Source organism: Enterococcus durans (assembly GCF_002277935.1).
Taxonomy (GTDB): Bacteria; Bacillota; Bacilli; order Lactobacillales; family Enterococcaceae; genus Enterococcus_B; species Enterococcus_B durans.
In genome coordinates this window covers 1430857-1443236 of sequence record NZ_CP022930.1, presented here as the reverse complement: position 1 = coordinate 1443236, position 12380 = coordinate 1430857, and the positions used below count along the sequence as shown (strand labels likewise).

10 protein-coding genes are annotated in these 12380 nt (G+C 39.4%); 6 read left to right on the top strand and 4 right to left on the bottom strand.

The window, feature by feature from the left end; all coding sequences use genetic code 11:
- Window positions 1-35: 35 nt before the first annotated feature.
- The 6 genes from CJZ72_RS06900 to CJZ72_RS06875 all read left to right on the top strand — a co-directional run bounded on the left by CJZ72_RS06900 (window position 36) and on the right by CJZ72_RS06875 (window position 8031).
- The gene (locus tag CJZ72_RS06900) at window positions 36-1457 is read left to right on the top strand and encodes a tagaturonate reductase (protein WP_095443715.1); all 1422 of its coding nucleotides are present in this window, start codon (window positions 36-38) and stop codon (window positions 1455-1457) included.
- A complete protein-coding gene (locus CJZ72_RS06895; protein ID WP_005876090.1) occupies window positions 1450-2958 on the top strand; it encodes a UxaA family hydrolase in 1509 nt (502 codons plus the stop codon). The genes CJZ72_RS06900 and CJZ72_RS06895 overlap by 8 nt, the downstream gene beginning before the upstream one ends.
- A gap of 36 nt (window positions 2959-2994) precedes the next feature.
- Complete coding sequence (gene uxaC, locus CJZ72_RS06890) at window positions 2995-4389, top strand: glucuronate isomerase (protein WP_095443714.1); 1395 nt, start codon at window positions 2995-2997, stop codon at window positions 4387-4389.
- Window positions 4390-4744: 355 nt separating this feature from the next.
- Window positions 4745-5428 (top strand): rhamnogalacturonan acetylesterase, encoded by a 684-nt coding sequence (locus CJZ72_RS06885; RefSeq protein WP_081134625.1) that lies wholly within the window; start codon window positions 4745-4747, stop codon window positions 5426-5428.
- Window position 5429: 1 nt separating this feature from the next.
- Entirely contained in the window at window positions 5430-6266 is an 837-nt protein-coding gene (locus CJZ72_RS06880) for a sugar phosphate isomerase/epimerase family protein (protein WP_198324552.1), read from the top strand.
- Between the two features lie 10 nt (window positions 6267-6276).
- Window positions 6277-8031, top strand: a complete 1755-nt coding sequence (locus tag CJZ72_RS06875) for an ABC transporter ATP-binding protein (RefSeq protein ID WP_095443712.1) — start codon at window positions 6277-6279, stop codon at window positions 8029-8031.
- A 10-nt stretch (window positions 8032-8041) separates the two neighbouring features.
- Here CJZ72_RS06875 and CJZ72_RS06870 read toward each other — a convergent pair whose 3' ends face one another.
- The 4 genes from CJZ72_RS06870 to CJZ72_RS06855 all read right to left on the bottom strand — a co-directional run bounded on the left by CJZ72_RS06870 (window position 8042) and on the right by CJZ72_RS06855 (window position 12237).
- Window positions 8042-8254 carry a hypothetical protein gene (locus CJZ72_RS06870; protein WP_005876099.1) on the bottom strand — a complete coding sequence of 71 codons (213 nt, stop codon included), beginning with the start codon at window positions 8252-8254 and terminating at the stop codon, window positions 8042-8044.
- Window positions 8255-8446: 192 nt separating this feature from the next.
- Entirely contained in the window at window positions 8447-9073 is a 627-nt protein-coding gene (locus CJZ72_RS06865; RefSeq protein ID WP_095443711.1) for a hypothetical protein, read from the bottom strand.
- Between the two features lie 585 nt (window positions 9074-9658).
- The gene (locus CJZ72_RS06860) at window positions 9659-10000 is read right to left on the bottom strand and encodes a YlbF family regulator (protein ID WP_005876101.1); all 342 of its coding nucleotides are present in this window, start codon (window positions 9998-10000) and stop codon (window positions 9659-9661) included.
- Window positions 10001-10065: 65 nt separating this feature from the next.
- Window positions 10066-12237: a PBP1A family penicillin-binding protein gene (locus CJZ72_RS06855; protein WP_081134632.1), complete on the bottom strand. Its 2172-nt coding sequence runs from the start codon at window positions 12235-12237 to the stop codon at window positions 10066-10068.
- Window positions 12238-12380: the final 143 nt, after the last annotated feature.

Here is a 12380-nt window from a genome sequence, read left to right as displayed (position 1 = left end):
TTAACGTGTGCATAACACAGAAAGGACAATAAAAAATGAAAAAACTAACGAAAGAACTGGTTCAAAAAAACAATGCTCCTACAAAAATTTTACAATTTGGAGATGGCAACTTTATGCGTGGTTTTGTTGATTGGCAGATCCAGCAACTAAATAATCAGGAGCTTTATCGCGGAAACGTGACAATCGTCCAACCGTTACCCATGGGACTTGGGGAAATGCTGAACAATCAAGATAATTTATACACGGTTATTTTGCAAGGATTATTGGATGGAGAAATCATCGATTCCTCAGAAGTCATCACAGTGGTTGATGATGTGATCAATCCTTATCAACAATGGAACCACTTTTTGTCATTAGCTGAAAATGAGGACTTAGAATTCATCTTCTCCAACACAACAGAAGCAGGTATCCAATATCTGGAAAGCGATCAACTCCAAGATATGCCTCCAGAAAGTTTCCCTGGGAAATTGACTGCTTTCTTATATAGGAGATTTGCGGCAGGCAAAGCAGGATTGACGATCATTCCTTGCGAGTTGATTGATCGAAATGGAGAAAAATTAAAAGAAATCATCTTGCGTTATGCACACCAGTGGGATTTGGGAACAGAATTCATCACATGGCTCGATCAAGAAAATATATTTTGCTGCAGTTTAGTTGACCGGATCGTTCCTGGCTATCCAAGAGAATCAGCTTCAGTCTTCAACGAACGACATGGTTATGAAGATCAGCTGATGGTCAAAGCAGAACCATTCATGTTATGGGTGATTGAAGGACCTGAAACAGTAAAAGAAAAATTACCATTAGTTGAAGCTGGATTGAACGTTGTATTTACAGAAGATATGACACCTTATCGTGAACGAAAAGTCCATCTTTTGAACGGACCGCATACTGCTATGGTCCCTGTAGCTAGATTAGCTGGGTTAGAAACGGTTGAAGATGTAATGAAAGATCCACTTTTTTCAGGCTACATCGATCAATTGTTTGCAACAGAACTGATCCCGATGCTCGCTTTACCAGAAAGCGAATTGATCGTATATGCAGAGCAAATCAAAGAACGCTTTTTAAATCCATTTGCTAATCATAAATTAGAAGCGATTTCATTGAATAGTATCTCTAAATTCACTACACGCCTGTTACCAGTATTCAGAAGATATGCGGACGAAAAAAATCAATTACCACCGCTTATGAGCATTTCTTTAGCTGCTTTGTTACTGATGTATCGCAATGACCAAGTAACTGTTCATGATGATCCGGTGATCGTTGAGCGCTTTAAATCCGCTTGGGAACAACCAACTACTGCTGTAGCTACATTATTGCAAGACGAGACTCTCTGGGGCACTGATTTATCTAAAATAAATAGCCTAACAGCAACGATCGAATCACTGATCGAAAAAATTGAGGCTGCCGATATTCGACAAGTCGTCAGTGAAATGGAAGGAACGATGATGAATGCTTGAAACTACTGTCACTCCTTTACCCATCATGAAATTAAATCAAAGAGATAGTGTAGTCGTAGCTTTATCCCCTATTCCTAAAGCAACACAGCTTGTCGTAGATCAACAAATCGTCACAACATTGGAAGATATTCCACAAGGTCATAAAATTGCATTAGTAGATTTAAAAGAAGGCGAAAATGTCATTAAATATGGTTATCCGATCGGTCATGTCACTACAGATGTCAAAGCCGGAGAATGGTTGCATACCCATAATGTGAAAACTAATCTTTCAGGTGAATTGACTTATCATTTTCAGCAAGATGTCCATCCTATCAGCTATCCTTTTGAGAACCGCACTTTTCAAGGTTATGTCCGAAAGAACGGAAAGGTAGGCATTCGAAATGATCTGTTCATCGTTCCAACAGTTGGTTGTGTAAACGGGGTTGCAGAGCTGATCGTCAAAGAATTCAAGCAAAAACATCCTGACCTAGGGAATTTCGATCACGTAACGATTTTAAAACACCCCTATGGCTGTTCCCAACTAGGAAAAGACCACTTGCAAACAAGAGATATCTTAGCCGATGCAGTCCATCATCCGAATGCTGGCGGAGTTCTCGTCTTTGGATTAGGCTGCGAGAACAATACAGTCCCAGAATTCAAGAAAACTCTCGGAGAATATGACGATGACCGAGTTAAATTTCTCGTTGCCCAAGAAGTCTACAATGAGATTGAACAAGGTGTTGCCTTACTAGAAGAATTGTTAGAAGCTGCTGCTGGGGATCAACGCACAACAGTTCCTTTGAATAAATTAAACGTGGGCCTGAAGTGTGGTGGTTCAGATGGTCTATCAGGTATTACAGCTAATCCACTCCTTGGTGCATTTTCAGATTATCTTATCTCTCAAGGAGGCAGTACGATCCTGACTGAAGTACCTGAGATGTTTGGGGCGGAACAAGTATTGATGGCACGTGCAGAAAATGAGGAAGTATTTGACTCTATCGTTCATCTGATCAATGACTTCAAACAATATTTTCTTTCTTATGGAGAACCAGTTTATGAAAACCCTTCTCCAGGGAACAAAGCCGGAGGGATAACGACCTTAGAGGATAAATCGTTGGGTTGTACCCAAAAATCTGGAAGTTCCGCAGTTGTAGATGTTCTTCAATATGGGGAAAAGATCCGAAAAAATGGGCTTAGTTTATTACAGGCTCCTGGAAATGACCTAGTTGCTGCTTCTGCCCTTGCTTCTTCTGATTGTCAGTTGGTCCTATTTACAACTGGTCGTGGTACTCCTTTCGGCTCTTATGTGCCAACTTTAAAAGTTGCGACGAATACAACATTGTTCGATCGAAAAGGACATTGGATGGATTTCAATGCTGGCGAACTGCTGAAGGAACCTATGGAAAGCATTTTAGAACGCTTTATTACAAAAATCATTGCTGTTGCTAGCGGTGAAGAAACTAGAAATGAGCAGAATGATGTAAGAGAAATTGCCATCTTCAAAAATGGTGTGACACTATAAAGCTTACGATCATAAAAAAAGAAAGAAGGACGACAAATGTTTTTATCAGAAGATTTTTTATTAAAAGATGAATGGGCAAAAAAATTGTATCATTCTTATGCAAAGAAAATGCCCATCATTGATTATCATTGCCATTTAGACCCAAAAGAAATCTACGAGAATAAAAATTTTGAAAATATCACCGAAGCTTGGTTAGGTGGCGATCACTACAAATGGCGTCTGATGCGTGCCTGTGGTGTGCCAGAGGAAAAGATTACTGGTAACGCTTCTGATTTCGAAAAATTTCTAGCATGGTGTCAAACTGTACCAAAGGTCATTGGCAACCCACTCTATACGTGGACCCATCTTGAACTAAAACGTTTTTTTGATATCGACCTCCTTGTTAACGAAGAAAATGCCCAAGAAATCTGGGATCAAGCAAACAAATGTTTAGCAACACCTAAATTCAAGCGACGAGAAATTGCAAAAAATGCGCATGTTAAAGTTATCTGTACGACCGATGATCCCATCGATGACCTCCACTATCACCGCTTATTAGCTGAAGAAGAAACAGAATTGCGCGTTCTCCCTTCTTTTAGACCCGACAAAGCATTGAATGTCGATAGAGAAGGATTTGAGCAGTGGGTCACAGCGCTAGCGGAAGAAACGGAACAACCAATCACAACCTACACACAGTTTGTTGAAGCTTTGGGACAACGAGTAGATTATTTCCATCAACATGGCTGCCGTGTCTCCGATCATGCGCTAGATACATTGCGTTATGCAGAGGCAGACGAGGAGCAATTAGAAGCGATCTTCCAGAAAGCTCTGGCTGGCAAACCATTAGAAAAAGCGGATATCGATGCTTATCGTACAGAAACACTAAGCCGACTATTCCAATTCTATCATTCCTACAAATGGACGATGCAACTGCATATCCATGCCTACCGGAACTGTAATACACGGATGTTTGAGACATTAGGACCAGATACTGGCTATGATGGGATCAATGACCTGTCATTAACTGTGCCATTACAACAGCTATTGGACCGTGCTGAAAGTACCGATCAATTACCTAAAACGATCCTTTATTCATTAAATCCAAATGATTATCCGATCATCACTGCTTTGATGGGATGCTTTCAAAAAGAAGCACCTGGTAAATTACAATTAGGATCAGGTTGGTGGTACAACGATACGCGTGCGGGGATGAGAGAACAGCTCACACAATTTGCTGATGGAAGTGCTTTAGGTAATTTTGTTGGTATGCTCACAGATTCCAGAAGTTTTCTTTCGTACACTAGGCATGAATATTTCCGTCGTGTACTTTGCGAATTTATCGGGGAAATGGTCGAACGCGGTGAAGCGCCAGAAGATGTTGAACTACTCGGCAACCTTGTAGAAAATATCAGCTACCACAATGCCCAGCACTATTTTGGTTTTTTTGATTAATAAATAGTGGACAGTTTTTGCTATGTCTACTGTTCCCTATTTCTTTGATTATATGCTTGAGGCTGGGACAGAAGTGTTTAACTCCGAGAAATAAGAAGAAATTCACGAAAATTACTTTTCACATTTTTGTGAATTTCGGCTTATTTAAGAAGGAGTTGCTTCTGCTCCCGCCACTCATTCGTTTTTAAAGGATGAGACAAAAGTATTTCTTCCTTTTGTCCCACTCTCGATTCTTTTTGAAGAAAAAGCGTAAATAGATAAAAAAGACACTCGTACTAGCAACTACTCCCTTTACCATGAGTGTATCGTTCCTACCTAGATTTCAGAAAAAATACGGTTAGAAAGTAGTGAAAAAATGCCAACTATCCATATTGCTGGAGATTCTACTGCCTCAATAAAAGAAGAACAAAAACGACCAGAAACCGGTTGGGGAGAAAAGTTTGCTTCCTATTTCGCTCCAGCTGTTTCCCTCAATAATCAAGCAATGAACGGTCGGAGCACCAAATCCTTCATTGAGGAAGGACGTTTAGCTCGTCTAGTTACTACATTTAAACCAGGCGATTTTTTGTTGATTCAATTTGGACATAATGATCAAAAAATACACGCAGATAAAGGAACCCTTCCATACGGAGAGTACATTGAGAATCTTGCGTTTTTTGCCCGTACAGCCATAAAAGTAAATGTCCATCCAGTTTTTCTGACTCCGGTCACTCGGCGAAATTATTTGCCCAATGGCAGGTTAGATGCCGATTGTTTAGGCGAATATCCTAGCGCAATGAAACAATTTGCAAAAAAAAATAATTATCCGTTGTTAGATATCTTTTCGTTATCACAGCAGCTTTTACACACCTACACAGAGGAACAAACAAAAGAATTTTATTTGCATCTAAAACCAGAAGTAAACAAAAATTATCCAGATGGTTTGGAGGACAATACCCATTTCAGTCCATTAGGAGCAGAAAAAATAGCACACTTGATCGTTCAAGAAATAAAAGCACAACAACTACCGCTTGCTGAGTTATTGAAAGAAGGTGTTTAAGATTTTCCCACTTAATTTAGGGATTCGAGCACATGACTTAACCATCACTACAAAAGAAAACTTGGTTCAAAAGTTGCAAGAGTTGCGCCTTTCTCATATCCAATTTGCACCACAAAAAGCGTTTCCGAAAGAATTGACGTTAGGCAACATGACTTTAGGGACAGCTAGTCACTTTGGCACTTATTTCCAAAAAAACGATATTGAACTTTCTATACTGGGGTGTTATGTCAATATTTCCAGTGAAGATAGTCATATTCGAAAACAAGCGTTAGCTACGTTCAAACATCAGATTTCGCTTTGCTCAGCTTATGGAGCAAAGATGATTGCTACAGAAACTGGTAGTGTTGGGACTGGCTATACTCCAAGAAATTTTACCGAAGAAGCGTATCAAATTGCTCGAGATTCTGTCATCGAAATGGTCAAAGAAGCAGAAAAGTTTGGTGTAACCGTCGCAATCGAAGCCGGCATCAATCATCCGCTCTACTCTTATCAATTAGCTAAAAGATTGATCCATGATGTGGCTTCTCCAAATCTAAAGCTCATATTAGACTGCGCAAATTTGATTTGTCCTCAAAATCACGGAGAACAAAAAGCAATCATTCAAAATGCCTTAGAAGAACTTGGTCCTCATTTAGCAGCGTTGCATCTTAAGGACTACATCATCAAAAACAAAACCATCCAGATGGTTCCAGTAGGCCAAGGCTGTTTAGATTTCCGCCCTTTGTTGCACTTTGCAAAATACGACCGTCCTCTGCTGTATACGACCCTTGAAGCAACACCGGAAAAATCGGTTGTCCAGGCAGTAATCCATTTAGAACGTCTTTACGACATTTGCTGAGGTATGAATGATGGAAGAACATATCAAAGAGAGTTATCTAAAAGAACAAAAGAATCCATTTTATATTTTATTGACACTTTATCAAGGCAATTATGGACGCTTTGCTCTATCCAGTCTATTTTTTGTGATCAAACACTTGCCTTCATGGCTCATGCCAATAGCCATTGCGAACGTGATCAATGTAGCAACATCAAGAGATACTACACAGATCCATACAATTTATGTAAATGCTCTATTTATGTTTTTACTGATTGGCCAAAATATTTTGACCAATTACTTTCATGTCAAATATCATAGCTCTTCGATTCGCCAAGTAGAAGCTGGGCTCCGTGGAGCATTGATCAAGAAAATCCAAGAATTATCGATCCCCTATCAGAAGGAGATGCAGTCTGGGAGGATCCAATCAAAGATCATTCGTGATGTTGAAGCTATCCAGACTCTCTCGTCGCAAGTCTTTGTAAGTGCATTGAATATTTCAGTGAATTTATTCGTAGCTCTGGGAATCACCTTATACAAAAGCCCAGTAGTTTTTCTCTTCTTTTTAGCAACCGTTCCATTTGCCGCATTAGTTGTTGTTTTCTTCCGCAAGAAAATCAAACGGTCAAACTCAGAATTCCGTCAAGAAATGGAAGAAACTTCAGCAAAAGTGTTTGAAGTAATCGAACTAGCTCCGATTGCTAGAGCTCATTCACTAGAGGATCATGAAACAAGACGTTTGAATACCCATTTTTCTCAAATCTATAAAAAAGGATTCCAATTAGATATATTGCAATCGGTCTTTGGTTCCGTGAGTTGGGCTAGTTTTCAAATTTTCCAATTGATCTGTTTGATATTTACTGGACTATTAGCGCTACAAGGAAAAATCCAACCAGGTGACGTAGTGATGTACCAAACTTACTTTACAACTGTCGTCAACTCAGTTTCGGGGATCATCACCCTCGTTCCAACGATCTCAAAGGGAATGGAATCAATTAGTTCTATCGGGGAAATCATGGGTGCTGGTGAAGTAGAGCGCTATCAAGGAAAAAAGAAAATAAAAAAAATAGACGGCCATTTTTACTTCGATCATGTCAGTTTTCATTATTTAGATAAACAACACCCCGTCATCAACGATTTCACCCTAGATGTCCAACCTGGAGAAACAATCGCCTTTGTTGGACCGTCAGGCTCAGGCAAATCTACGCTACTGAATTTATTGATTGGCTTCATCCAACCTACTTCAGGAACGATCTATTTAGATGAGCAACCGTTGACGCAAGTGGATATGCGATCTGTTCGGCAATTTTTAGCTGTCGTTCCACAAACGACGCTGCTTTTTTCTGCATCAATCAGAGAAAATATTACGTATGGACTGACGAACATTTCAGAACAGCAATTAGACGCCGTGATCGAAGCTGCACAACTACGTTCATTGATCGAAGAGCTTCCCAATGGATTGGACACCTTAGTCGGAGAAAATGGCAGTCAATTATCTGGTGGCCAGAAACAACGGATTTCCATCGCACGAGCCTTGATTCGTAACCCTAAAATCATTTTATTGGATGAAGCTACTTCAGCCTTAGATACACAATCGGAAAAAAAGATTCAACACGCTCTGGATTATTTGACCGAAGCAGCGACCACATTTATTGTTGCCCATCGACTTTCTACCATCAAAGAAGCAGATCGCATCATTGTGATCGAGAAAGGAAAAATCATCGAAACTGGTACCTACGAAGAATTAATGGCTAACAAGGGGTATTTTTATCAGATGCAACATGAATAACGAAAAGTACTTATTTTCGTTTTCGTATTCCTTTGTAGACAGCAAACGGCACAATGATGACACAAAATAAGACAATGATGTCTATCAGGTATTTTTCATCAAATACAGAAGAAACTACTTGGGCAGTTGTCAAAGAATAAATTGCTGGGAGTAAGAGAATCGTGAAAAGATATGAACCGATGATTTCCCAAAAATCTTTCCAAGAAAATTTTTTATTTTTCATTCTGATACACCACCTTACTTTAAATCGTCAACTGAATCTTTAAACGAGAATCATCTGGAAAACTATCTCTAGTATAGCAGATACACCTTGATAGTTAAGAAACAAACCTGTCTTTCCAACTACTTTCAGCATAAACAAAAAATCTCTGCATACAACGATCGATTGTTATCGTCTATACAGAGTTTTTTTGTTTTATCTTGAATCGGAATCAAGAGAACGGACAAGAGAAGCTCTTTGCTTAATCTGCAATTCTTTGACTGCTATCCCATGAAGGATCACAGTTTTTCTGGAGACTCTACTATCTGAACGTTGCGGTATTTTTCTTAGATCGATCCTCTTTTTTGGTGGCTCAGACGTTTGGAGAGAAGTGCTTGGGTGCCGTTGCGTATTTGATCGCCCCATCGGGTATTTTGACTGTTCAGACTGCTGGTTCTGATTTGCTTGCTTCATTTGATGATGAGTTTGCCGAGCTGTTTTACAGGATTTAAAGTAGTTCACATGTTGTTCTACTCGTTCGTTGAGTTTAGTATATTTATTTTTTCGTATGTATTTCATCAGAAAGTTCTTCTTGTTTTGGCGCCTTCTAGAAACTTCTTTATTTAAACTAGCTATCCAATTGATACTGCTTTCGTAGTTGGTAAAGCTATCCACAGTCTGCTTCTGTGCATACTGACATGCGGCATCTTGTACCGTATTTTCCAGTTTCATCAGATACGTCAAGAGTGTTTTAGTCTTAGATTTTGCGCATAGTTCCGTCATTCGTTTGAAATTAAAGCATGGCGTATTCTCAATACCTAAAAAATATTTTTCCTGCTCCATCGCTAGCTCCCCTTAATATTCTGCATTTTAGTTACTATCTAAGTAACCATAGCAAAAAATGTTGGAGAATAGTGGCAATCGCAGAACTCTTTTTTCTTCAAACGAAAAAAATAATCTTCCCTCAGAATTGCTCATTGAAGCAGTCAAAACAATAAACGTATTTTCTCTACTTCTCATATTTTATACCTCATGTTTCGACCATCTTAAAATCTGGAAAAGCCATTTTCCACGCTAAATCCATTCAAAAAAAAGAGGTTGGGACAGAAGTGTTTAACTCCGAGAAATAAGAAGAAATTCACGAAAATTGCTTTTCAAATTTTTGTGAATTTCGGCTTATTTCCGAAGGAGTTGCTTCTGCTCCCACCGTTTATTCGTTTTTAAAGAATGGGACAAATCTAAAAATCAGGTTTGCCACAGACTCTCGAATAAACGGCGGTCAAAAGTCAGGTTTTTCGGAAATTTCGAAAAAAACGAGCAATACAAAAAGCGTATTGTTCGTTTTTCTCTCCAATTTCTCAAACCTAAACGACTTTTGTCTCGACCTATTTTTCCATTCTTAGCTTCAGTCCATACTATTCAAGACTTCTATTCACTATATAAATCTCTGACTGGTGTCATGATGATTCGGTTTAAATCATTGATGATCGTGCTGAATCCTTGTTCTTTTTGCATCAAATCATTGATGACTTCTTCTGCTTGGATTTTCATTGCCATCTCTTGGGCTTTGGCTGCATCTTCATCACTGAATTCTTGGCCGCTCATTTGTTTTTCTTGCAATTCGATTTGCATTGCTTGGAAATCTTTAAACAACTGATGCGCTTCCTCATTGGCTTTTACTTTTGCATAAGCTTCTTCCAAAGCCTTGAATTCTGGTAGTTCGCGGATTTCACGTTCAATTTGATTTGCGCTATCATAAATATTTGACATAATTAGCCTCTTTTCTTTTTTTATTCCCTTTTATTGTAACATTTGTTTATCCGTTTTCATAGAGTCTACTCTCCTTGGTATTTACGCCAAAGATCCTTGGCTGCTTCTCCGACTCCTTTGACACCATCTTTCACTAGATCGCCAAATTTTTTCAGGCCATCTTTTGCCTGCTCGCCATACTGATTCAGGTTATCTTGCCACTGACTCGTTTCTCCGTTAGATTGCGTGTCATTGTTCACTTGATCGGCAGCAACGACTTGTCCGCCTGTGGCATATGCATCCGCCACACTAAAACTACTTTTATCCGTGTAAGGAAGGATTCCTTCTGCTGCTGACTTGAAGACTCTCCCGACAACATTCCCACTGGTACCTTCTAAATAGTGGATCTCACTCGATTCTTCGTATCCCATCCAAGTAGAAATCACTACGTCAGGGGTATACCCTACGATCCATTGGTCGTTGGCTTTGGTAGAATCAAAGTTGGTTTCAGTAGTTCCTGTCTTTCCGGCCACTGTATACCCGGCTGGATTTGCCGCAACCGCTGTTCCATTTGAAAATGTACCTAAAAGCATACTTGTCATTTGATCAGCCGTTTCTTCAGAAATCACTTGTTTTGGCTTTTTGCTCGTATTGTCAACGATCACTGCACCAGTAGAATCAACGATTTTAGTGATTAAATGTGGTGTATACATTTTTCCTTTATTGGCAAAAGCACTATAAGCACCTGCCATCGTCAATGGTGATACCCCTTTTTCCAGACCACCTAATGCCAGACCATAGTATTTGTCTGATTTTGATAAAGGTAACCCAAATTCTTCTGCTTTGTCGTATCCTTTTTGCAAGCCAATCTCATGGAGCAACCAAACAGCTGGCAAGTTCAAACTATTGGCGACTGCTTGATACATTGGAACACTACCTTGATACGTTCCATCAAAGTTATGCGCATCGTAATACGATTGTGGTTCATCTCTCAATACACTTGACGGCGTATAACCTGCTTCTAACGCAGGCGCATAGACGCTCAGCGGTTTGATCGTTGAACCTGGTGATCGTTCCATTTGCGTGGCAAAACTAAATCCACGGAAAACATGTTCCCCACGTCTCCCGACCAGTGCTTCAACGCCACCACTTTGTGGATCTAAAGCAACGGAGGCGGATTGGACCATTGCGCCATCTGCAGCATTGGCTGGGAATATGGCATTATTTTGATATGTTGCTTCTAATTGTTTCTGATAGTCTTGATCCAATGCGGTATAGATTTTATAGCCTTTATTCATCACATCCGCTTCATCTAAACCATACTCTTTTACCGCTTCATCAATGACCGCATCAAAATAATAAGGGTAGCGATAACCCGATTCAGAATTATCATATGTGTCGTTGAGGTATTGACTGATATCGGTTTGACTTTCTGCTTGATATTGTTCTTTTGTCAGCTTCCCATTTTCTTCCATTACACTTAATACGGTATTTTTTCGATTGTTTGCATTTTCCGGGTGATCAATCGGATTATAGATTCCGGGACCTTTTAACATTCCCGCTAAGGTTGCTGCCTCAGAGATCGTTACCTGGCTTGCATCAACGCCAAAGTATTTTCGTGAAGCATCCTGTACTCCCCACACTCCATTACCGAAATAGGCGTTGTTCAAATACATTGTCAAAATTTCTTCTTTGCTATACTTCTTCTCGATTTCGATTGCTAAGAAAAGTTCCTTTGCTTTTCGATCAAAGGTTTGGTCAAGTGTCAAGTACGCATTTTTTGCAAGTTGCTGTGTGATCGTACTTCCGCCACCACCGGATGTTTCTCCGGATAAAACCATTCTCACTGCTGCTCTGGCAATCCCTTTGATATCAAATCCATGGTGCTGGTAAAAATTTCGGTCTTCTGTTGAAATCACCGCATCTTGTATATGAGGGGAAATTGCTTGTAATTCGACATACGTTCCTTTTTGTGCATAAAGTGTTCCTGCTTCTTCATTCTTTTTATCATAAATAACTGTTGACTGGCTTAAGCCAGATTTCAGCGTCTCAACATTTGCCTGTTTTGCTAAAATAAAAAGATAGATACTGGTGATCAATACAACAATGAGCCCGAGTAATAAGATGACTTTATTGATGTGGTATTTTTTCCAAATCCGTTTTCGCCATCGATGAAACTGTCCGAGATAAGGCCTGATCCATTGCCAAAAACTGATCAAAGCAGCTTTTATTTTCCTTAAAATGCTTTGAAAATCCATAGTTACTTCTCCTATCTTTTTGATTCAATCGTCTTATTTTAACACAAGTTATTTTGTGTTACTTCCTGCTTAAGATGTATAAAATCGACTTTTTGCAATCGTGCCGTTAGTTTAGCATACCAAATGTCAGAAATCGTTCATTT